The sequence below is a fragment of the Nonomuraea sp. WAC 01424 genome, assembly GCF_003947315.1.
In the GTDB taxonomy this organism is placed as follows: Bacteria; Actinomycetota; Actinomycetes; order Streptosporangiales; family Streptosporangiaceae; genus Nonomuraea; species Nonomuraea spiralis.
This window is the reverse complement of record NZ_QHHZ01000015.1, coordinates 82,137-104,056: the sequence shown is the minus strand read 5'-3', so window position 1 is coordinate 104,056 and position 21,920 is coordinate 82,137. Positions and strand designations below refer to the sequence as shown.

General features: G+C 71.8%; 20 protein-coding genes. 6 read left to right on the top strand and 14 right to left on the bottom strand.

Features of this window, described 5'->3' with window-relative positions:
• Positions 1-53 precede the first annotated feature (53 nt).
• The 3 genes from DMB42_RS35980 (at position 54) to DMB42_RS35970 (ending at position 5,968) form a co-directional block, all read left to right on the top strand.
• Entirely contained in the window at positions 54-3,038 is a 2,985-nt protein-coding gene (locus tag DMB42_RS35980) for an AfsR/SARP family transcriptional regulator (RefSeq protein WP_125642322.1), read from the top strand.
• 168 nt (positions 3,039-3,206) lie between these two features.
• Positions 3,207-3,578 carry a hypothetical protein gene (locus DMB42_RS35975; RefSeq protein WP_125642319.1) on the top strand — a complete coding sequence of 124 codons (372 nt, stop codon included), beginning with the start codon at positions 3,207-3,209 and terminating at the stop codon, positions 3,576-3,578.
• 74 nt (positions 3,579-3,652) lie between these two features.
• On the top strand, positions 3,653-5,968 hold the full coding sequence (locus DMB42_RS35970; protein WP_125642316.1) for an excinuclease ABC subunit UvrA: 2,316 nt from the start codon (positions 3,653-3,655) through the stop codon (positions 5,966-5,968).
• Between the two features lie 67 nt (positions 5,969-6,035).
• Here DMB42_RS35970 and DMB42_RS35965 read toward each other — a convergent pair whose 3' ends face one another.
• Entirely contained in the window at positions 6,036-6,911 is an 876-nt protein-coding gene (locus DMB42_RS35965; protein WP_125642313.1) for a hypothetical protein, read from the bottom strand.
• Between the two features lie 44 nt (positions 6,912-6,955).
• Positions 6,956-7,849 carry an LD-carboxypeptidase gene (locus DMB42_RS35960; protein ID WP_125642310.1) on the bottom strand — a complete coding sequence of 298 codons (894 nt, stop codon included), beginning with the start codon at positions 7,847-7,849 and terminating at the stop codon, positions 6,956-6,958.
• Positions 7,850-7,949: 100 nt separating this feature from the next.
• On the opposite strand from DMB42_RS35960, the gene DMB42_RS35955 reads away from it, so the two are divergent.
• Positions 7,950-8,834 carry a sulfotransferase gene (locus DMB42_RS35955; RefSeq protein ID WP_125642307.1) on the top strand — a complete coding sequence of 295 codons (885 nt, stop codon included), beginning with the start codon at positions 7,950-7,952 and terminating at the stop codon, positions 8,832-8,834.
• Here DMB42_RS35955 and DMB42_RS35950 read toward each other — a convergent pair.
• The 5 genes from DMB42_RS35950 to DMB42_RS35930 form a co-directional block, all read right to left on the bottom strand.
• Positions 8,806-10,695 (bottom strand): ABC transporter ATP-binding protein, encoded by a 1,890-nt coding sequence (locus DMB42_RS35950; protein ID WP_125642304.1) that lies wholly within the window; start codon positions 10,693-10,695, stop codon positions 8,806-8,808. The two genes, DMB42_RS35955 and DMB42_RS35950, sit on opposite strands and share 29 nt — an antisense overlap.
• A 130-nt stretch (positions 10,696-10,825) precedes the next feature.
• The gene (locus tag DMB42_RS35945; protein ID WP_125642301.1) at positions 10,826-11,653 is read right to left on the bottom strand and encodes an enoyl-CoA hydratase/isomerase family protein; all 828 of its coding nucleotides are present in this window, start codon (positions 11,651-11,653) and stop codon (positions 10,826-10,828) included.
• A gap of 145 nt (positions 11,654-11,798) precedes the next feature.
• Positions 11,799-12,014: a helix-turn-helix domain-containing protein gene (locus tag DMB42_RS35940; RefSeq protein WP_125642298.1), complete on the bottom strand. Its 216-nt coding sequence runs from the start codon at positions 12,012-12,014 to the stop codon at positions 11,799-11,801.
• 113 nt (positions 12,015-12,127) lie between these two features.
• Positions 12,128-13,726 carry an ABC-F family ATP-binding cassette domain-containing protein gene (locus tag DMB42_RS35935; protein ID WP_125642295.1) on the bottom strand — a complete coding sequence of 533 codons (1,599 nt, stop codon included), beginning with the start codon at positions 13,724-13,726 and terminating at the stop codon, positions 12,128-12,130.
• Positions 13,727-13,893: 167 nt separating this feature from the next.
• On the bottom strand, positions 13,894-14,481 hold the full coding sequence (locus tag DMB42_RS35930) for a TetR/AcrR family transcriptional regulator (protein WP_125642292.1): 588 nt from the start codon (positions 14,479-14,481) through the stop codon (positions 13,894-13,896).
• An 86-nt stretch (positions 14,482-14,567) separates the two neighbouring features.
• On the opposite strand from DMB42_RS35930, the gene DMB42_RS35925 reads away from it, so the two are divergent.
• Positions 14,568-15,395 carry an NAD(P)H-binding protein gene (locus DMB42_RS35925; RefSeq protein ID WP_125642289.1) on the top strand — a complete coding sequence of 276 codons (828 nt, stop codon included), beginning with the start codon at positions 14,568-14,570 and terminating at the stop codon, positions 15,393-15,395.
• Positions 15,396-15,420: 25 nt separating this feature from the next.
• Here the strand turns inward: DMB42_RS35925 and DMB42_RS35920 are convergent, their stop codons facing one another.
• Entirely contained in the window at positions 15,421-16,074 is a 654-nt protein-coding gene (locus DMB42_RS35920) for an acVLRF1 family peptidyl-tRNA hydrolase (RefSeq protein WP_125642286.1), read from the bottom strand.
• 119 nt (positions 16,075-16,193) lie between these two features.
• Between DMB42_RS35920 and DMB42_RS35915 the strand changes: the two genes are divergently transcribed.
• Positions 16,194-17,219 (top strand): EAL domain-containing protein, encoded by a 1,026-nt coding sequence (locus tag DMB42_RS35915; protein ID WP_260478148.1) that lies wholly within the window; start codon positions 16,194-16,196, stop codon positions 17,217-17,219.
• Positions 17,220-17,238: 19 nt separating this feature from the next.
• On the opposite strand, the gene DMB42_RS35910 is transcribed toward DMB42_RS35915, so the two are convergent.
• The 6 genes from DMB42_RS35910 to DMB42_RS35885 all read right to left on the bottom strand — a co-directional run bounded on the left by DMB42_RS35910 (position 17,239) and on the right by DMB42_RS35885 (position 21,827).
• Complete coding sequence (locus tag DMB42_RS35910) at positions 17,239-17,844, bottom strand: response regulator transcription factor (protein ID WP_125642283.1); 606 nt, start codon at positions 17,842-17,844, stop codon at positions 17,239-17,241.
• The gene (locus DMB42_RS35905; protein WP_125642280.1) at positions 17,841-18,974 is read right to left on the bottom strand and encodes a sensor histidine kinase; all 1,134 of its coding nucleotides are present in this window, start codon (positions 18,972-18,974) and stop codon (positions 17,841-17,843) included. Before DMB42_RS35905 ends, DMB42_RS35910 begins: the two co-directional genes overlap by 4 nt.
• Complete coding sequence (locus DMB42_RS35900; protein ID WP_125642277.1) at positions 18,971-19,705, bottom strand: ABC transporter permease; 735 nt, start codon at positions 19,703-19,705, stop codon at positions 18,971-18,973. Before DMB42_RS35900 ends, DMB42_RS35905 begins: the two co-directional genes overlap by 4 nt.
• Positions 19,705-20,589, bottom strand: a complete 885-nt coding sequence (locus tag DMB42_RS35895; protein WP_125642274.1) for an ABC transporter ATP-binding protein — start codon at positions 20,587-20,589, stop codon at positions 19,705-19,707. The genes DMB42_RS35900 and DMB42_RS35895 overlap by 1 nt, the downstream gene beginning before the upstream one ends.
• Positions 20,590-20,659: 70 nt before the next feature.
• Positions 20,660-21,505, bottom strand: a complete 846-nt coding sequence (gene hisG / locus DMB42_RS35890) for an ATP phosphoribosyltransferase (protein ID WP_185845034.1) — start codon at positions 21,503-21,505, stop codon at positions 20,660-20,662.
• Between the two features lie 58 nt (positions 21,506-21,563).
• Positions 21,564-21,827 (bottom strand): phosphoribosyl-ATP diphosphatase, encoded by a 264-nt coding sequence (locus DMB42_RS35885; protein WP_125642269.1) that lies wholly within the window; start codon positions 21,825-21,827, stop codon positions 21,564-21,566.
• Between the last annotated feature and the right edge of the window lie 93 nt (positions 21,828-21,920).

Genomic DNA, 21,920 nt, shown 5'->3' with positions numbered 1-21,920 from the left:
CATTGAAGCAGCTTTGATCTTCCTTGTGCACACACGTCCTTGGCGGGAGCGCGATGGAGTTCGCCGTACTCGGGCCGCTTCACGTCTCGGGTGAGCGAGGGCCGCTGCCGCTCGGCGGCGGCAAGCAGCGCATCCTGCTGGCCGAGCTCCTGTGCCGGGCCGGCCGCCCGGTCTCCCCCGCCACGCTCGTCGAGGCCCTGTGGGAGCAGCGCCCGCCGCGCACCGCCGCCGACAACCTCCGCCTGTACGTGCACCAGCTCCGCAGGACGCTCGGCCAGGACCGCATCACCCGAACCGACGCCGGGTTCGTGCTGGCCGTGCACCCGGGCGAGCTGGACGCCGAACGCTTCGAGACCCTGGCCGGCCAGGGCGGCTCCGCGTTGTCCCACGGCGACCACGAACGCGCCGCCACGCTCGGGCGGCAGGCGCTGGAGTTGTGGCGCGGGGCCGCGTACGCGGGGCTGAACCTCACCGCCGGGCTCCGCGACCACGCCCGCCGCCTGGAGGAGGAGCGCCTGGCGGCGCTGGAGCACCGGATCGAGGCGGACCTGGCCCGCGGCCTGGACGCCGCGCTGATCGCGGAGCTGACCGAGCTGGTCGCCGAGCACCCGCTGCGCGAGCGCCCGCGCCGCCAGCTCATGCTGGCCCTGGCCAGGTCGGGACGGCAGGCGGAGGCCCTGGCCAGCTACCGCGAGGCCCGCCGGGTGTTCGCCGCCGAGCTGGGCCTCGATCCCGGGGCCGAGCTCAACCGCGTGCACCAGGCCATCCTCACCGGCACCCTCGACCCGGCCCCGGACGGCGCCGCGCCGCCCGTCGCGCGCTCCCCCGCCCAGCTCCCGACCGACATCACCGACTTCACCGGCCGCGACGAGCAGCTCGCCCAGCTCACGGCCCTGCTCGGCGACGAACCCCCGCCGGGGCCCGGCCAGGTACGGGTGTGCGTGATCGCGGGCATGGGCGGCGTCGGCAAGACCACGCTGGCCGTGCACGCCGCCCACCGCATCGCCCGCCGCTACCCCGACGGCCAGCTCCACGCGAACCTGCACGGCGCCGAGGCCAGCCCCGCCGACCCCGGCCAGGTGCTGGCCGCCTTCCTCACCGCGCTCGGCGTGCCGCGCTCCACGCTGCCCGAGGGTACGGACGAGCGGGCCGCGCTGTTCCGCAGCAGCCTGGCCGAGCGGCGCATGCTGATCGTGCTCGACAACGCCGCCTCCGAGCAGCAGGTGCGCCCGCTGCTGCCGGGCACGTCCGGCTGCGCGGTCATCGTCACCAGCAGGGCCAGGCTGAGCGGACTGTCCGGCGCGGCCCTGATCGAGCTGTCGGTGCTGCACCTGCGGCAGGGCGTACGCCTGCTGAGCAGGATCGCCGGCATCGGGCGGGTGCCGGCGGAGCAGGAGGCGGCGGCGGAGATCGTCCGGCTCTCCGACGGCATCCCGCTGGCCGTACGGGTGGCCGGGGCCCGGCTGGTGGCCCGGCCGCACTGGCCGCTGACCCGGTTGGCCGGGCAGCTCAAGGACGAACGGCGGCGGCTCGACCAGTTCGCGACCGGCGACCTGGCGGTCCGGGCCAGCCTGGCGCTCAGCTACGTGGGGCTGGAGCCGGCCGCGCGGCGGGCCTTCCGGCTGCTGGGCGCGCTGGAGGTGCCCGACTTCGCCGGGTGGGTGGCGGCGGCGCTGCTCGACCTGCCCGTACCGGTGGGCGAGGAGCTGGTGGAGTCGCTGGTGGACACGCAGCTCGTATTGATGAGCGGCGTCGATCCGGCCGGGCAGCCGCGCTACCGCTTCCACGACCTGGTCCGCCTGTACGCCCGCGAGCGCGCCGAGCTGGAGGACCGGCCCGAGGCGGTCGCGGCGGCGCTCGGGCGGGCGTTCGGCGGCTGGCTCGCGCTGGCCGAGCAGGCGACCGAACGGGTCCAGGGCAGCTCGTCGGCCATCATCCACGGCTCGGCCCCGCGCTGGAGCCCGCCGGACGGCACGCCGTGGGAGATCCGGCAGGACCCGACGGCCTGGTTCGACACCGAGCGTACGGCGCTGGTCGCGGCGATCCGGCAGGCGTGCGCGCTCGGCCTGGCCGAGGTCGCCTGGGACACCGCCTGCTGCGCCGAGCGCTACTTCGACGTGAGCGGCCTGTTCGACGACTGGCGGGCGCTGCACGAGCGGGTGCTGGCCGCCTGCCTGGCCGCGGGCGACCGGCTCGGCGAGGCGGTGATCAGGCGCGGCCTCATGCACGCCACCACCTGGACCGAGACCGGCGGCGCCATGGCCGCCCAGTACGACGGCGCCGAACGGCTGATCGCCATGTTCACCGAGCTGGGCGAGCGGCGCGGCCTGTCGGACGCGTACGTGCTGCGCGCCTGGGGCGAGGCGGCCAGGGGCGACATGGCGCACGGCCTGCGATCGGGCCGGATCGCGCTGGACCTGGCCGAACGCAGCGGCCACCAGGGCGGCGTGGCCAGGGCGCACGTGTGCATGGCGGTGGCCTACGGCACCAGGGACATCAAGATGGCCATCGTGCACCTGCTGCGCGGCCTCGACCTGGCCACGAAGCTCGGCAACCCGCGGTTCGAGGCCACGACCCTGCAGTTCCTCGGCCTCGCGCACGCCCACGCCAAGGAGTTCGAGGCCGGGCTGGAGTACATGGTGCGGGCGCTGGCCATCTACCGGCAGATCCGCGACCCGCTGCTGGAGGCGATGGGCCTGGTCGCGCTGGCCAAGCTGTACGCCGGGCACCACGACGCGCGGGCCAGGGCGGTGGCCGAGGCGGCCGAGCTGATGAGCCGTTCCCACCGGCTGGCCCACCATCAGGCCGACGCGCTGTGGGTGCTGGGCGGGGTGGACCTGGCCGAGGGGCGGGTGGCCGAGGCGGTCGCGCACCTGGAGGAGTCGGTGCGGCTGTGGCGTACGCGGGGGTGGCGGGAGTTCCTGGCGGGGGCGCTCGGGAGTCTGGCCGAGGCGTACACGGCGGCGGGGGACCCGGTGGCGGCGGCCGCGGCCCGGCTGGAGGCCGAGACGCTTGCCGGTTCTCCTCAGGCGGGTTGAGTACCTGAGCGCTGTGTCCGGGGCCCGGCCGTGGGCATGCTGGTCGCCAGGACCGCTTGGGGGCGTACCGCGAGGAGGGAACCGCCTCCGAGAAGCGAGAGGCCCGAGAAGCGAAATGCCGCGATGAGTGAGATGTCCTTGAGGAGTGAGATGTCGCTGAGGAGTGAGATGCCGCGTTCCGCCCTGTTGTGGGCCGTGATCCTGATCGCCGCGGGCGTGGCCGCCGTGGCCGTGTGCGTGCTGACCGCGCCCGCGGTCGCCCCCGGCGCGCCGCGGGACATCCTGGACTCCCCCGCGCTCCTGCCGGCCTGCGCCGCGCTGGCGGTCCTGGCCGGGCTGGCCGCCTGGGCCGCCCCGCACCCCTTGTGGGGCGCCGTCGCCGCCGCGCCGTTCTTCGTGTACTTCGCCGCCGGGGTGGTCGGCGAGCTGCGGGAGGGCGGGCAGGGCATGTGGCCGGTCGGCCTGATGTTCCTGATCGTCCTCACGCTGCTGCCGCTGGCCGCCTCGCTCGTCACGTCGCTGGTCGCCAGGTCCCGCTGAGCCCACGCCCACCGTATGGCGTACGGTACGATCGCCTCTCCCGCCTTCCATTTGATGTGAAAAGAAGGGATTCCGTGGCCTTCAGCGCTCAGACGGGCGACGCCCGCGCCCGCTCCTCCGATCACACCGCCGCCGACAGCCACGACGTCATCCAGGTACGCGGCGCCCGCGAGAACAACCTGACCGGCGTCGACCTCGACCTGCCCAAACGCCGCCTCAGCGTGTTCACCGGCGTGTCCGGCTCAGGGAAGTCCTCGCTCGTCTTCGACACGATCGCGGCCGAGTCCAGGCGGCTGATCGACGAGACCTACACGACGTTCGTCCAGAACTTCATGCCGAGCCTCGCCCGTCCCGACGTCGACTCGCTGCGGAACCTGAGCGCGGCGATCATCGTGGACCAGGAGCGGATGGGGGCCAACGCCCGCTCGACCGTGGGCACCGCGACGGACACGTACACGATGTTGCGGATCATGTTCAGCCGGATCGGCTCGCCGCAGGTCGGGCCGCCGTTCGCGTTCAGCTTCAACCGCGCCGAGGGCATGTGCCCCGAGTGCGAGGGGCTCGGCAAGGTCGCCGGCATCGACATCGACGAGCTGGTCGACCGGGACAAGACCCTGAACGAGGGCGCGATCAAGGTCCCCGGCTTCGCGGTCGACACCTGGTACTGGCAGATCATGGCCGGCTCCGGCCTGTACGACCCCGACACCAAACTCCGCGACTTCACCCCCCAGCAATGGGAGGACCTCCTCGACAAGCCCGCCACGAAGATCAAGTACGGCTCCAACAACTTCACCTACGAAGGACTCGTCACCAAGGTCAAGCGGCAGTTCCTGGCCAAGGACCGCGAGTCGATGCAGACGCAGGCGCGGGCCTTCGCCGACCGCGCGCTCAAGCTGACCGGCTGCACCGCCTGCGGCGGCTCCCGGCTGAACGAGGCCGCCCGCTCCTCCCTCATCGCCGGCCGCAACATCGCCGACTGCTCGGCCATGCAGATCAACGACCTGGCCGAGTTCGTCAAGGGCGTCGACGACCCGAGCGTCGGCCCGGTGCTCCAGGGGTTGCGCGACACGCTGGAGTCGCTGGTCGAGATCGGCCTCGGCTACCTGAGCCTGGACCGCGAGTCCGGCACGCTGTCCGGTGGCGAGGCCCAGCGCGTGAAGATGGTGCGCCACCTGACCTCCAGCCTCACCGACGTCACCTACGTCTTCGACGAGCCGACCGCCGGCCTGCACCCGCACGACATCCAGCGGATGAACAACCTGCTGCTCCAGCTCCGCGACAAGGGCAACACCGTGCTCGTGGTCGAGCACAAGCCCGAGGTGATCGAGATCGCCGACCACGTCGTGGACCTCGGCCCCGGCGCGGGCACCGCGGGCGGCCGCATCTGCTACGCCGGCGACCTCTACGGGCTGCGCGGCTCCGGCACCCTGACCGGCCGCTACCTCGGCCACCGGGCCGCGCTGCGCACCGGCGCCCGCGCGGCCAAGGGCCACCTGGAGGTCCGCGGCGCCACCCTGCACAACCTGCGCGGCGTGGACGTGGACATCCCGCTCGGCGTGCTCACCGTCGTCACCGGCGTGGCCGGCTCGGGCAAGAGCTCCCTCATCCACGGGTACGTCTCCGGCCGCGAGGGCGTCGTGGTCGCCGACCAGTCGCCGATCCGCGGGTCCAGGCGCAGCAACCCGGCCACGTACACGGGCGTGCTCGACCCCATCCGTACGGCGTTCGCCAAGGCCAACGGGGTCAAGCCGGCCCTGTTCAGCGCGAACTCCGAGGGCGCCTGCCCGGCGTGCAAGGGCATCGGCCTGATCTACACCGAGCTGGCGATGATGGCCGACGTGGCCTCGGTGTGCGAGGCGTGCGAGGGCCGGCGGTTCACGCCGGAGGTGCTGACGTACCGGCTGCGCGGCAAGAACATCAGCGAGGTCCTGGAGATGCCGGTGGCCGAGGCGCGCGAGTTCTTCACCACCGGCCAGGCCAGGACGATCCTCGACCGCCTCGACTCGGTCGGCCTGGGCTACCTCGGGCTCGGTCAGCCGCTCACCACGCTGTCGGGCGGCGAGCGCCAGCGGCTCAAGCTGGCCATCCACATGGCCAAGAACGGCACCACGTACGTGCTGGACGAGCCCACCACCGGTCTGCACCTGGCCGACGTGGACCAGTTGCTGGGCCTGCTCGACCGTCTCGTGGACGACGGCAACACCGTCATCGTCATCGAGCACCACCAGGCGGTGATGGCCCACGCCGACTGGATCATCGACCTCGGTCCCGGCGCCGGCCACGACGGCGGCCAGGTGGTGTTCACCGGCACCCCGGAACGGCTCGTCGCCGAGGGAACCTCGCTCACCGCCGTACACCTGCGGGACTACGTAGGACACGAGGCCCCGTAACGGGCCGGACCTCCCGGGCCACCGGGCTCGGGAGGTCCCCCGCCACGGGGGGACACTCGCCGCCGGGTCAGACGGCCAGGCGGGCCAGGATGCGGGCGAACTCCGGCGGCGGCGCGACCACGAGCCTGGTCTGCCCCCGCTGCAGCACGATGTCGGCCTTGATCAGGGTCAGCCGCCCGGCGTGCCACCAGTAGACCTGCGGGCTGAGCCCGCCCGTACGGGCCGCGTGCACCCGCAGCCGCTCGATGGCCCGCACCACCCCGATCCCGTCCACCGGGTGCACCAGCACCGTGTACGGATCCGGCAGCACCGCCAGCACGCCGTCGGCGGGCACCGGGCGGTAGTCGCCGAGCCAGCGCAGATGCGTGGCGGCCGAGGGCCCCCGGCCGGTCAGCCGGGTCACCGGCGTGCCGCCCAGCTCGATGTTCTCGGTCCGCAGTCGTTCCTCGCGCCGGACGTTCGCGACGGCCAGGTCGAGCGCCCGCGCCGTCGGCACGGGCCAGCAGCCGGCCTCCTCGGGCCGTACCAGCCGGGTGCCGATGGTCAGCAGCTCCACCAGGTCGGCGTTGAGGTGCCGGCCCACCACCCGGGTCAGGTCGGCGACCTCGTCGACCGACTCCACCCGGGTGCGCAGCAGGGGTCCGGCCTGGTCGAGGTCGCAGGCGTCGTAGCGTTCGCCGGCGGTGGCGAGGGCGTGCGCGAGGTGCTCGGAGACCAGCACCGGCCAGTCCTCCCTGGCCCGCCGTCCGGCCTCGCGGCGCAGCCCGGTCAGCTTCACGACCAGCGCGATGACGCCGTCGCCGCGCAGGGTCAGGGACGCGCCGTCGCGGGCGAACTCGCACAGGAACCCCATGGATTCCGCGACGAGGCCGAGCAGGGAGTCGAGGTCGACGTCCTCGATCGGCCGGCGAGGGGGCTCCCGGTCACGCCTGAAAAAGCTCACGCCACCGTGTCCCCTCTGCCGGATTCGTCCCTTTGCGTGTCTTCCTACCTTGCCTGCTCACCGTCGCGGAACGGACCAGCCAGGGAGCACGATTCGGTATCGATAACCCCAAGCTCGCCCAGCCACACACTCATCTGTGGTGCCCCGTGCCCCACCGGAAGCCCGGCCACCACGGGCACCCCGAGCGGCGCCAGCCGGTCCGCCAGCACCGGGTACGGATCGCCGCAGTCCACCCACGACCCCAGCGCGATCCCCCGTACCCCCGCGAACGCCCCCGCCTGCAACAACTGCGTCAGCATGCGGTCGATCCGGTACGGCTCCTCCCCGATGTCCTCCAGCAACACCAGCTTGCCGTCGAACGAGGGCTGGTAGCGGGTGCCGCACATCGAGGCCAGCAGCGACAGGTTGCCCCCGGTGAGCACGCCCTCGGCCCGTCCGGGCGACAACACCCGGTCGCCCCGCACGATCGCGCTCTCCCCCGCCAGCGCCGCCCGCAGGCTCTCCCACGTGAGCGGCTCGGGGCCCTGCTCGGCGGCCATGAGGTCGCAGGCCGGCATCGGACCGTGCAGCGTCGGCACGCCCAGCTCGATCGCGAAGGCGTTGTGCAGCGCCGTGATGTCGCTGGAGCCGATGAGCACCTTCGGCCGGGCCGCGCGCATGGCGTCCCAGTCGAGCAGGTCGAGCAGCCGGGCCGCGCCGTAGCCGCCCCTGCCGCAGAAGACCACCGAGACGGCCGGGTCGCACCAGGCGGCCTGGAGGTCGGCGGCGCGGGCGGCGTCCTCGCCGGCCAGGTAGTCGAGCCCCTGACGGTCGAGCGCGTGCGTCCCGACCAGCACCTTCAGCCCCAGGGCCGCCAACCGCTCGACGCCCCGCCCGAGCTGGTCGGCGCGGGGCGGCCCTGACGGCATGACGATCGCGACGGTGTCACCTTGCTGCATCGCTCAACTCCTGGACGCCGGGGAGCGCAGGGCCACGGTGAGCACCGAGGCCCGGCTTGGCTCGTTCTCCTGCCAAACGGTGTCACACTTGTGGTCCAGTATGCGACTTCCGCCCCACATCCTCGTGGTCAACGGCATCAAGGTCCGCAGGCCCGTCTTCCTGCTCGGCGCCCCGCATTCCGGCGCGGACCTGCTGGCCCGCGCCCTGAAACGGTCGCCCGGCTTCCACGTCACGACGGGCCGCGCGAGCGTGACCCACGTCGTGTACGCCTTCGCCCGCAAACCCACCATCAGCCGTACGTCCGGCGCGGTCCGCGTGCTGCGTGACGCGCTGGCCGAGTCGTGGCAGGTCACCCCGCGTTCGTGCGGCCAGTGCGCCGAGCCGTGCCGGGAGGCGGGCGGCGTGACGGGCAACGGGCCGTGCGTGGCGGCGGACGAGGTGACACGCTTCGGCGACGGCAGCCCCGACCTGCTCTACAGCGCGCCCGTGCTGCTCCAGGCGTTCCCCGACGCCCGGTTCGTCCAGCTCATCAGGGACGGCAGGGACGCCGTCACCGGCATGCTCGCCGACCCGGCGTGCCTGGCCTGGTTCAAGCCCGCGATGTTGTCCGAGATCACCGAGTTCCCCAACGCCTTCCTCGGCGTCAACAAGGACGAGCACTTCGAGCGCTGGAAGGGCATGCCCACGGCGGGCAAGGCGGCGCTGCGCTGGCGCAGCGCCGTACGGCTGAGCGCCGAGCTGCGCCGCGAGCTGCCCGAGCAGCAGCTTCTCACCGTCCGCTACGAGGACCTGGCGGCCAAGCCGGCCGAGACGGTCTCCGCGCTCACCGGCTTCCTGGAGACGCGCGTGTCCAAGGTCGCGCTGTACGGCGCCCGCGCCCCCGAGGTCGGCGTCTGGCGCTCCCGGCTCAGGCCCGCGGACCTGGAGCTGGTGGAGAAGGTCGCCCGGCAGGAGCTCACCCGGCTGGGCTACCTCCCGACCTGAACTGGGTGCGGTAGAGCTCGGCGTAGTGGCCGTCGTGCTCCAGCAGCTCCTCGTGCCGCCCGCGCTCGGCCACGCGCCCGTCGTGCACGACCAGGATCTCGTCGGCCTCCCTGATCGTGGACAGCCGGTGGGCGATGACCAGCGACGTACGGCCCAGCAACGCCGTCTTGAGCGCGAGCTGCACCGCCGCCTCGGACTCGGAGTCGAGATGCGCGGTGGCCTCGTCGAGCACGACCACGCGCGGCGCCTTCAGCAGCAGCCTGGCCAGCGCGAGCCGCTGCTTCTCGCCGCCGGACAGCCGGTAGCCGCGGTCGCCGACGACGGTGTCGAGCCCGTCGGGCAGCCCCTCGACCAGGTCGCCGATCTGCGCGGCCCGCAGCGCCTCCCAGATCTCCTCATCGCTCGCGCCGGGCCTGGCGTAGCGGAGGTTGGCCCCGATCGTGTCGTGGAAGAGGTGGGCGTCCTGCATGACGACGCCCACGGTGTCGCGCAGCGAGTCGAGCGTGGCCTCGCGCACGTCGAGCCCGTTGATCCGGACGGCGCCGGCGTCGACGTCGTAGAGGCGGGAGACCAGGGAGGTGATCGTGGTCTTGCCCGCGCCGGAGTGGCCGACCAGGGCGATCATCTCGCCGGGCCGGGCGGTGAAGGACACACCCTTGAGCACTTCCTGCGAGGGACCGCCGGATTCCTGGCGGGCCACCGACTCCAGCGAGGCGAGGGAGACCTCCTCGGCGGACGGGTAGCGGAAGCGCACGTCGTCGAACTCGATGGTGACCGGCCCCTTGGCCACCGGCCGCGCGCCGGGCCGCTGGGCCACCATCGGCTGGAGGTCGAGGATCTCGAAGACGCGGTCGAAGCTGACCAGCGCCGTCATCACGTCCACGTGCACGTTCGACAGGGACGTCAGCGGGCCGTACAGGCGCATCAGGAGGGCGGTGAGGGCCACCAGGGTGCCCAGCTCGAAGACGCCGTCCACGGCCAGCACGCCGCCGATGCCGTAGACCAGCGCGGTGGCCAGGGCGGCGACCAGGCCGAGCGCGACCCGGAACACGGTGCCGTACATGCCGACGGTCACGCCGACGTCGCGGACGCGGGCGGCGCGGGCGGAGTAGGTGGCCGCGTCGTCCTCGGGACGGCCGTAGAGCTTGGCGACCATGGCGCCGGCCACGTTGAAGCGCTCGGTGGTGACCGAGCTCATCTCGGCGTCGAGCTGCATCTGCTCGCGGGTCAGCGCGGACATGCGCCGGCCGACGTACTTGGCGGGCACGACGAAGATCGGCAGCAGCACCAGCGCGACCAGCGTCACCTGCCACGACAGCGCCAGCATCGCAGCCAGCACCAGGACCAGGCTGACCACGTTGGACACCACGGACGACAGCGTGCTGGTCAGCGCCCGCTGGGCGCCGATGACGTCGCTGTTGAGCCTGCTGACCAGCGCGCCGGTCCGCGCCCGCATGAAGAAGGCCACCGGCATGCGCTGCACGTGGTCGAACACCTCGGTGCGCAGGTCGTAGATGAGCCCCTCGCCGATACGCGAAGAGAACCAGCGCTGCGCCAGCGTCAGGGCGGCGTCGAGGACGGCGAGCGCGGCGATGGCCACGGCCAGCCCGATCACGACGCCCGTGCGCCCGGTCAGGATGCCGTCGTCGATGATCGCCTTCATCAGCAGCGGGTTGGCGACCACGATCACCGCCCCCGCCACCACGAGCAGCAGGAACGCCACGATCTTCCTGGTGTGCGGACGCGCGTGCCGGGCTATGCGCCGGACCGTGCCCGGCGCGATGCGCTGCTTGGTCACCGAGCCGTCACGGCGCAGCGACGTCCAGACCTGAGGGCCGAAGCCCCCTCCCATCATCGCCATCGGGGGATACCTCCTCCTCCCCCGGAGTCAGCGCCACGAGGACACCGGGCGATTCCACAATCAGCTCATGGCGAACCAGAACACACCAGAACGTACCCTGGCGCCCTTGAGACCCGGCCCCCGACCGGCCCTACCGCGAACCGAACAGCGCTTTGATGCGCTTGGCCTGCTCGGCCCCTTCGGCAGCACTCTGCTCCTCCAGGGTGCGCGCCCGCGCCCCCTGGAGGAGGCGCTTCGTCGCCACCGCCGCGTCCCGATTCGTCGACAGCAGCTCCGCGATCTTGTCCTGTACGGCCTTGCCCAGGTCGCCACGGGCGACCACCTGCTCCGCGAGGCCGATGCGCATGGCCTCGTCGGCGTACACGTTCCTGGCGGTCAGGCAGATGTCGATCGCCTTGGCCAGTCCGACCAGCTCCACCAGTGGTTTGGTCCCCGTCAGATCCGGGACCAGGCCCAGTGCGGGCTCTTTCATGCAGAAGGTGACGTCGTCGGCCACGATGCGCAGGTCACAGGCGAGCGCGAGCTGGAATCCCGCGCCGATCGCGTGCCCGTGCACGGCGGCGATGGAGACGATCTCCGGGCGGCGCAGCCACAGGAACCCGTCCTGGGCCTGGCGTACGCGCTGCTCGAAGGTCTCGCCGTCGGTTGTGGCGGCCGAGCTGAACGAGCCTTGTCCGGGCACTCCCTCCGGTGTGAACATCCGTAGGTCGATTCCCGCTGAGAAGGACGGTCCCTCACCTTTCACGACGACGACGCGCACCTGCTCGGGCAGGTTCTCGCCGATGCGAGCCAGTGCCGACCATGTCGCGAACGTCTGTGCGTTGCGCTTTTCCGGCCGGTCCAGCGTGATCGTCGCGATCTCACCGTCCACCTCGTGGCGAAGCCCGATCTCGGCCAGTCTTTCGGCAGAGACGTCCTCCGCGTTCCCCCCGCGCTGTCGCGCCTGTGCTTCCGCCATCGCCTGCTCCCTGTGTCCGGTCGCGCACGGGGTGCGCCACCAAGGCTGACCGTCGCGCCCGAGCTTACAGAATATGATTCTGGCTCGGGCGCGACAGCGGCTGACTAGGGACGGGCGGCTGCGGTCGCACGTTCCGAGGCGGCCGTCAGCGCTTGGACTTGCCTCGAGTCGCCCCGCCGCGCCCGCGCAGAGTCACTCCGGACTCGCTAAGGATGCGGTGGATGAACCCGTAGGACCGACCGGTCGAAGCGGCCAGGGCGCGGATGCTCTCGCCCTGCGCGTAGCGCTTCTTGAGATCGCCGGCCAGTTTTTCCCGGTCGGCCCCGGTGACCCGGGTGCCCTTCTTCAGTGTCTCGGCCACGAGTACCTCCTGTAGTGCCGGACTTCCGCAGCGTTACTCCGCCATGATCAGTCATTTCAGCGGGATCGGCTACCTACTCCACGGGAAAAGATCCGTACCCACTCAAATTAAGATCAGGCAAGTGCCACAAGATCGGAAAATTCGTCGCTCCACGCGTCTTCAGTTCCGTCAGGTAGCAAGATCACCCTATCCGGTGACAAGGCGTCAACGGCACCCTCGTCATGGGTGACGAGGACGATTGCTCCTGAATACGACCTCAGAGCGTTGAGAACCTGCTCGCGGCTGACCGGATCGAGGTTGTTCGTGGGCTCGTCGAGCAGGAGGACATTGGCACTGGAGAGCACCAGGATGGCCAGCGCCAGCCGGGTCTTCTCGCCGCCGGACAGGACTCCGGCGGGCTTGTCGACGTCGTCCCCGGAGAACAGGAACGAGCCGAGGACCTTGCGCAACTCGGTGTCGGTGAACTCCCCGCCCGCCGAACGCATGTTCTCCAGGAGCGTACGAGAAGGGTCGAGGGTCTCGTGCTCCTGGGCGTAATAACCGACCTTCAGGCCGTGGCCGGGCTTGAGGTCGCCGGTGTCGGGGGACTCGATGCCGCCGAGTATGCGCAGCAGCGTGGTCTTGCCCGCGCCGTTGAGGCCGAGGATGACGACCCTGTGACCTCGGTCGATGGCCACGTTGACGTCCGTGAACACCTCCAGGGAGCCGTAGGACTTCGACAGGCCCTCGGCCATGAGCGGTGTACGGCCGCAGGGCAGGGGCTCGGGGAAGCGCAGGCGGGCAACCTTGTCGCTCTGGCGCTCCTCCTCGGTGCCGGCCAGCAGCCGGTGGGCGCGGCGCATCATGTCCTGGGCCGCCTTGGCCTTGGTGGCCTTGGCGCGCATCTTGTCGGCCTGGGCGAGCAGCGCGCCCGCCTGCTTCTCGGCGTTGGCCCGCTCGCGCTTCCTGCGCTTCTCGTCGGTCTCGCGCTGGGCCAGGTAGGCCTTCCAGCCGACGTTGTAGTGGTCGATCATCGAGCGGTTGGCGTCGAGGTGGAGGACCTTGTTGACCGTGGCTTCAAGAAGGCCGACGTCGTGACTGATGATCACCAAGCCACCTTGATGAGAGCGCAAAAAATCACGAAGCCACCCGATTGAGTCCGCATCTAGGTGGTTTGTCGGCTCGTCCAGAAGGAGAGTTTCCGCTCCGCTGAAAAGAATTCGCGCCAATTCCACGCGGCGCCGCTGGCCGCCGGAAAGCGTTTGCAACGTCTGCCCGAGGACCCGGTCGGGCAGGCCGAGGCTGGAGGCGATGGAGGCGGCCTCGGACTCGGCCGCGTAGCCGCCGAGCACGTGCATCTGGTCCTCGAGCCTGCCGTACTGCCTGACGGCCTTCTCGCGGGTGCGCTCGTCGGCCGAGGACATGCCGGCCTCGGCCTCGCGCAGCTTGCGCAGGACCTCGTCGAGGCCGCGCGCGGACAGGATGCGGTCACGGGCCAGGACCTGGAGGTCGCCCGTACGCGGATCCTGGGGCAGGTAGCCGATGCTGCCGGAGGAGGTGACGGAGCCCATGGCGGGCAGCGCCTCACCCGCGAGCACCTTGGTGAGCGTGGTCTTGCCCGCGCCGTTACGGCCGACCAGACCTATCTTGTCGCCGGGGTTGACCCGGAAGGAGGCGTTCTCGATGAGCAGGCGCGCTCCCGCGCGCAGCTCGATGTCACTGGCGATGATCATGTTGGCGGACACTCCCGAGCTAGGAAACGAGGATTGGGCGTGCGACGCCGGTCAATCGGGAGTATGCATACAGATCAGTGTAGGGCCCCTGTGCCAGGCGCTACCTCTGGTTATGGGGCTCCAGGTGCCCTTCGGGCAGGGCGGGGCGGGTGGTGCGTTCCAGGGCCTCAGAGGCGGTCGCCCGGGAGCGGGGTGGCGGCGTGGGCGGCCATTCCGTCGAGCATGAGATGCAGATACTTCTCCGGGCGGGCGGCCATCGGGTCGGGCAGCCCGGAGGGGTGACAGGTGAAGACGTTGAGCAGGCTGACGACGTCCTCGCGGGTCACGTCCATACGCATGCCGCCCTCGGCCTGGGCCCGGCGGACGAGCCCGTCGAGCAGGCCGAGCCAGCGTTCCTTGCTCTCGGCGAACTCCGCCGTGCCCGCGACGGCCTCCTGCGGCACGTGGGCCAGGACGGCGGCCAGCGCGACGCGGCCGGGCGCGGCGGCCCACAGGACGAACCCGCGCAGCGCGTTCCAGGCGTCCCGCTCGCCTGCGGTGGCCTCCTCCAGGGCGTCGGCCAGCGACTGGACGTAGTGCTCGCCGAGCGCCGTGATGAGCGCGTCCCGGTCGGGGAAGCGGCGGTAGAGCGTGCCGACACCGACGCCCGCCCGGCGCGCAATGAGCTCCATGGGCGCGTTGACCCCGCGCTCGGCCATCACCTGGGCGGCCGCGTCGAGGATCTTGACCAGGTTCCTTCTGGCATCCGCGCGCACCCTGCGACCTCCTAAGTGGACGAACGGTTTCCGGTTAGTGTACCGTCCCGACAAGCGGAAGATGAGATTCCACTTAGGAGGCCATCATGATCGTCATCACCGGCGCGACCGGCTCCATCGGGCGGGCCCTGGTCGCCCAGCTCCACGGCCAGGACGTGCTCGCCGTCTCACGCAAGCCCGCCGACCTGGGCGTACGGCACGCCGTCGGCGACTTCACCAGCCCGGAGACGATCGGCGGGCTGCTGTCCCCCGGCGACCGGCTGTTCCTCAACAGCTCGCCGTTCCCCGGCTGGGCCGACAGGCTCAACGAGGTGATCGACCGGGCGGCGAAGGCGGGCGTGGCCCAGATCGTCTCGGTGTCGGTACGCGACGCCGCCCCGGGCGCCTCGCTCAGCGCCGGTCCCCACGGCGAGATCGACGAGCACCTGCGGGCCTCGGGCGTGCCGCACGCGATCCTCCAGCCGACCGGCTTCATGCAGAACCTCATCGGCGACCTGCGCGGCGGCGACCGCTTCCACGGCGCGTGGGGCGGCGGCCGGATGAACTACATCGACGCCAGGGACATCGCCGCGGTCGCCGCCGCCCTGCTGACCCGTCCGGTGGGGGCGTCGGAGTCGTACCTGCTGACCGGTCCGGAGTCGCCCACGCACGAGGAGATCGCCGCGACGATGACCTCGGTGCTCGGGCGTCCCATCGCCTACGTCGACCTGCCGGTGCCCGAGATGGCCGCGCGGCTGGCCGAACAGGGTGTCCCCGAGCCGTTCGCCACCGAACTGGCCACCGCCCACGCGACCTTGAGCGAGACCGGCTGGGCGGAGATCACCACGACCGTCGAGGAGGTGACCGGCCGGCCGCCGCGCACCCTGGCCGACTTCCTCGCCGACCACGCGGCCGCCTTCGCCCCGGCCGGCTGACGGCCTCCTGAGCACGGTCCAGGCGTCAGGACGGATCGACCACGCGCACCCGTACGGCCCGGAACCGGGCGGGCGCGTCGCGCAACACCGCGAGCCGCGGGTCGGGCACCACCAGGAACGGCTCGCTCTCCAGCGCGAACACCGGCGCGAGCCGCCGGTCGCCGCGCAGCGCGTCGACCGCCCGCCGGTCGCCGCCGAGCACCACCGCCTCCAGCTCCCCCAGCCGCGGCACGAGCACCCGCACCGCCGTGTCCGCCGCGCTGTCGAACGCCTGGGCCGCCTGCTTCTGCCGCCTCCTGGCGAAGCGCTGCTGCGACCACCCGCCGGCCGCGGTACGCCCCTGCACCAGCCGGGACCCGACCTTGGAGTCAACCAGCTCGGCGCCGTGGAACACGCCGGCCGCGTACCCCCCGAGCCGGACCAGCAGGACCCCCACCCGCCGCGCGGCCTGGGCGTGCGTGACCAGCCTGGTCACGTGCGGCGGGCCGGGGGTCATGGGCGGGAACGGCACGTGCAGCTCGGCCAGCGCGCCGTCGGCGGCGGTCAGGCGCACCACGCGGTCGTCGCCGGCGGCCTCGAAGGACCCGTGACGGCCGGCGAACCCGTCGATCCAGGGATGCACGCGCTCCGGCGGCACCGTGACCCACCGGCCGCCGCCTCTGGCCGGACGCGCGCTCATGCCGGAAGGGTAACCGAACGGCATTCCCCTCACGGCAAGTGGGGAACTATAGCGGAAATGTCGGTGAACTTCGTTTCGAGGGGCTTCTGCCACACCAGCGCCACCCGGATCATCTGAACGTGTCCTCCCTGCTCACCAGCCCCATGGTGGATCTCGACACCGGGGCCGTCATCGCGCAACCCGCGGTCGTCGATCCGACGGGCACTCTCCGGGCGGCCCCGCTGCCCATGGTGCTGGAACTGCCCCTGCATGTGGTGCTCTCGGGCGCCGGGGCGCTGGCACCCCTCCACGAATCCCTCCGCAGAGCCGGCCGGCATCCGCGGGAGGCGATCCTCATGCTCACTGGATCGTGCCAGGAGTCGGAACGCCCCCTGCTGAAGGTCTGCCTCGACGGCCTGCGCACGATCGGCTACCTGCTGGGCTTCGCCGACGTGGGCGCGGGCGGCCCGGCGCTGGACGCCGTCACCGACTCCGCGCCGTACCTGCTCGGGCTGGACGCCGAGCTGGTGAACAGGTTGCCCGGCGACCACCGGGCGGCGGCCGTGGCGCGGGCGGTGGTGACGCTGGCCCGCGGGATCGGCGCGCACGTGCTGGCGCCGGGCGTCGAACGCGAGGCGCAGGTCGCGGTGGCCCGCGGCCTGGGCGTACGCCTGGGCCACGGCCCGCTGCTGGCCCCCGGCCCCGACGGCAAGATCCGGGTGGTGGTGCCGGTGGCCGACGAGTCGCCGGACACGCTGATGCTCGGCCCGCGCGTGCAGGAGATGTTGCTGCCCGCGGTGACGCTGCCCGCCGGGGCGAAGGCGGAGGAGGTCGTGGCGGCGTTCGGGCACGAGCCGACGATCACCAGCGTGATCCTGGTGGACGAGTACCAGCGCCCCAAGGGCAGCCTCGACCGCAGCCGTTTCCTGCTGTCGTTCGCGGCCCGGTACGGCCACGCCCTGCACGGCTCCAAACCCGCCCAGCGCCTGGCCGACCCGCCGCGCACGGTCCCGAGGACGACCCCGGCCATCGCCGCGATGCAGGCCGCCGGCCGGGACGCGGCCCGCGTCTACGACGACCTGGTGGTCACCGACGAGCTCAACCGCTGCCTGGGCATCGTCCGGGTGGCGGACCTGATCCGGCAGATCGCCGCGATCCGTACCTGAGCCGGCGGGCGCGGACCGGCTACACCCAGCCCTGGGCCTTGGCCCGCCGTACGGCCTCGATGCGGTTGCGCGCGTGCGTCTTGTGGATGGCCGAGGACAGGTAGTTGCGCACCGTGCCCTCCGACAGGTGCAGGCGCCGGGCGATGTCCACGATCGTGGAGCCGTCGGCGGCGGCGGCCAGCACGTCGCGTTCGCGCGCCGACAGCGGGTTGGGCCCCGCGCTCAGCGCCGCCGCGGCCAGCCCGGGATCGATGACCCGCTCCCCCGCCTGCACCCGCCGGATGGCCGCCGCCAGCTCCTTGGCCGGGCTGTCCTTGACCAGGAACGCCACCGCCCCGGCCTCCATGGCGGTACGCAGGTAACCGGGCCGCCCGAACGTGGTCAGGATCATCACCCGGCAGCCCGGAACCTGGGCGGCGATCTCGGCGGCGGCGGTCAGCCCGTCCTTGACCGGCATCTCGATGTCCAGCAGCGCGATGTCGGGACGCTCGGCGAGCGCGACGGCGACCGCCTCCTGCCCGTCGGCCGCCTCGCCGACGACCTCGATGTCGGGCTCCAGGCCCAGCAGCGAGGCCAGTGCCCCGCGGATCATGCCCTGGTCCTCGGCCAGCATCACCCGGATCATGCCGCCGTCCCCACCCCGGCCGGGACCAGCACCCGCAGCCGGAACCCGCCCTTCGGCGCACTGCCGGCCTCCATCGTGCCGCCCGCGCCCGCCACCCGTTCGCGCAGGCCGCTGAGCCCGCTGCCGGTTCCCCGCGGCTCGCCGCCGCGTCCGTCGTCCATGATCTCCAGGGTGGCGCGTTCGCCGTCGTACGTCACCTGGATCTCGCAACCGGCGGCCCGCGCGTGCCGGACGACGTTGGTGACGCCCTCGCGCACCGCCCAGCCGAACAGCCCGTCGAGCAGGTCGGGCAGCGGCGTGCCCGACACCCGTACCTCGGCCCGTACGCCCGCCGCCCGCAACACCGACCGGGCGCCGTCGAGCTCCTCCGACAGGCTGCGCTGCCGGTAGCCGGTGACCGCCTCGCGCACCTCCACCAGCGCCTGCCGGGCGACCGACTCGATGTCGCCGATCTCCCGCCGCACCTGTGGCGACCCCTCCGCCAGCCGGCCGGCCAGCTCGCTCTTCAGCACGATCAGCGACAGGCTGTGGCCGAGCAGGTCGTGCAGGTCGCGGGCGATGCGCAGCCGTTCCTCGGTGGCCGCCAGCCGGGCCACCTCGCCCTGCGCCTCATGCAGCTGCCTCGTCAGCACCCTGCTGTTGCGGATGCTGATGAACAACACGCCCAGCGTGACGACCTGGAGGGCCAGGACGATGACGCCGGGCGCCTCGTCGCCGGTCAGCAGCCCGGCCGTCACCACCACCACCAGGTTCATCGCCACGCCCGCCAGCGCCCAGGTGGGCGGCAGCGTGAAGCCGAAGAGCACCACCGTGTAGACGGGCAGCGTGAGCCAGGCGCCGCCGAACGCGAATGAGCTGACCAGCGCGATCACCGTGGTGACGCCGAGCAGGGGGAAGGTGGCGCGTCCGCGTTTGTCGAAGCTCTTGGCGCTGACCACGGTGGCGATGAAGAAGGCGATGAAGCCGAACAGCGCCGCCCCCGCCCAGACCGCCCGTACGCCCGTGACCTCCCCCGAGACGAGGGAGGCGATCGGGAAGACGAGGTAGACCATGCCGACGGACATCCCGAGCAGGCGCCGCCTGGGGGAGGCCGTACCCTCCCCGAAGTGCAGCTTGTCGGCGAAACTCATGCCCGAACAGTAGCCCGCCGGTAGAGGTAGGCGGCAGCCCCGCCCAGGACGACCGCCCACCCGGCCACGACCAGCACGTCCGTCATGGCCACGCCGTCACCTGCGACGATGCTCCAGCCGAGGCGCGCGTAGTGGTAGGAGGGCATGACGTCGGCGACCGTCTTCATGGTGTCGCCGAACATCTCCGGCGGGAACCACAGGCCGCCCGCGATGGCCAGGGCGAACATGCTGATCATCGCGGCCGGCTGCGCGGCGTCGGCCGACAGCAGCGACCCGATGGCCAGGCCGAGCGCGATGAACGGGATCGTCCCCAGCCACATGGCCAGCAGCAGCGGCACCCACTGGCCGACCGGCATCGACACACCCTGCTGGACGACCCCGACGACGGCCACCAGCACCAGCGAGGGCAGGACGAGCAACATCGCGGTGCCGAGCTTGGTGGCGATGATCATCCAGCTCGGCAGCGGGGTGATCTGGAGCTGGCGCAGCCAGCCCGACTGGCGTTCGGTCGCCCACGGCACCGCCGAGCTCATCATGGACGAGGCCAGCGCCCCGTAGGCGCCCATGGAGACCATCAGCACGACGCTGTACCGCAGGCCGCCCCCGTCGGTCTGCTTGCCGTAGATGTTGGCGTTGATCAGGTAGAGCACGACCGGGAAGATCACCACGAAGACGATGTAGCGCCGGTTGCGCAGCATGCGCAGCGCCTCGGTCTTGGCGTAGAAGAGCATCAGGACTCCCTGGTGAGCGCGAGGAAGGCGTCTTCGAGGTCGGCGCCGGTGAGCTGGAGGCCGCGTACGTCCAGCGTGGTGGCCCGGAACAGGGCGGCCACGGTGGCGTCGGCGTCGGAGGTGTGCAGCGTGGCCTTGCCCGCGGCGACCTCGACGGCGGTGACGCCGGGCAGCCGGTCGAGCCCGGCCGCGGGCTGCTCGCCCAGCGTGAAGCGGACGACCTGCCCGCCCACTCCCGCCTTGATCTCGGCGGCGGTGCCGTCGGCGGCGAGCCTGCCGCGGGCGATGACGATCACCCGGTCGGAGTGCTCGTCGGCCTCCTCCAGGTAGTGGGTGGCGAACAGCACGGTCCTGCCGCCGGCGGCGTAGTCGTGCATGCTGGCCCAGAACCGCAGCCTGGACTCCACGTCCATGGCCGCGGTCGGCTCGTCGAGCAGCAGGATCTTCGGGGCGCCCGCGATGGCCAGGGCGAACCTGACCCGCTGGCTCTGGCCCCCGGACAACTTGTTCGCGCGCCGCTTGACCAGGTCCGACAGGTCGGCCAGCTTGAGGATCTCCTCCAGCGGCATCGGGTTCGGGTAGAGCCTGCGTACCAGGTCGATGAGCTCCTTGACGGACAGCTCGGGGATGAGGGCGCCGTTCTGGAGCATCGCGCCCATCTCGCCGGCCCGTACCGCCTGGTCGGGCGTACGGCCGTGGATGGTGACCGTGCCGCCGGTGGGACGCAGCAGGCCGAGCAGCATGTTGATCGAGGTGGACTTGCCGGCGCCGTTGGGGCCGAGCAGGGCCACGGTCTTGCCCGGCTCGATGGCGAGCGAGAGGTCGTCGACGGCAAGCACGTCCCCGTAGCGCTTGCTGACCTGGTCGAACACGATGGCGTTCATGTCAGCAAACGCTACGGGGACGGCATTTCCCCCGTTAGTGCGATCCTTCCGGGGTTGACCGTGACATTTGTCAGAGGCGGCAGGCGTAGATGTCGGTGACCAGGATGGCCCGCGCGCCGATGTCCCAGAGCTGGTCCATCACCTGCTGGTGGCCCTTGCGCCGGACCATCGCGCGTACGGCGACCCAGCCCTCGCGGTGGAGCGGCGAGACCGTGGGGCCCTCCATGCCGGGCGTGAGGGCGATGGCCTCCTCGATGCGCTCGGCGCGGATGTCGTAGTCCATCATCACGAAGTCGCGGGCGTGCACGACACCCTGGAACCGGCGGACGAACTGGCCCATGCCCGGCGTCTCCGGCACGCTCTGGCGCTTGATCAGCACGCCCTCGGAGCGCATGATCGGGTCGCCGAACACCTCAAGGCCGACGTTGCGCAGCGTGGTGCCGGTCTCCACGACGTCGGCGACCGCGTCGGCCACGCCGAGCCTGATCGCGGTCTCGACCGCGCCGTCGAGCTTGATCACGCGCGCGTCGACGCCCTGGTCGGACAGGTACTTGTCGAGCAGGCCCGCGTAGGAGGTGGCGATGCGCTGCCCGTCGAGGTCTTTGACCGACGACATCGTGCCCGCCCTGGCGGCCAGGCGGAAGGTGGAGCCGCCGAAGCCGAGCGGCATGATCTCCTCGACCGGCGCGCCGGAGTCGATCAGCATGTCGCGGCCGGTGATGCCGAGGTCGAGGGTGCCCTCCCCGACGTAGACGGCGATGTCGCGGGGACGCAGGAAGAACAGCTCGCAGCCGTTGTCCTCGTCGACGACGACGAGCTCCTTGCTGTCCCTGCGGGACCGGTAGCCGGCCTCTTTCAGCATGTTCTGGGCGGCTTCGCTGAGCGCGCCCTTGTTCGGTACTGCCAGACGCAGCATGTTGGGGTCTTCTTCCTCACTCATGGTCGACGGGACGCCGGGGCGGGCGCGGAGCGCCCTAGAGATGCTTGTACACCTCGTCGAGCCCGATGCCCTTGGCGATCATGAGCACCTGCACGTGGTAGAGGAGCTGGGAGATCTCCTCCGCCGCCCTGTCGTTCGACTCGTGCTCGGCGGCCATCCAGCTCTCGGCGGCCTCCTCGACGACCTTCTTGCCGATGGCATGCACGCCGGCGTCGAGCGCGGCCACGGTGCCCGAGCCCGTGGGCCTGGTACGCGCCTTGTCTGACAGCTCGGCGAACAGCTCTTCGAAGGTCTTCATGGTCTCTCTCGTCGGTCGGTTGGCGTGCCTGACAAGCCTAGTCTGCGCACGGCGATGACGCCGCCCGTAGTCCGCCACGCGAGACGACGCCCT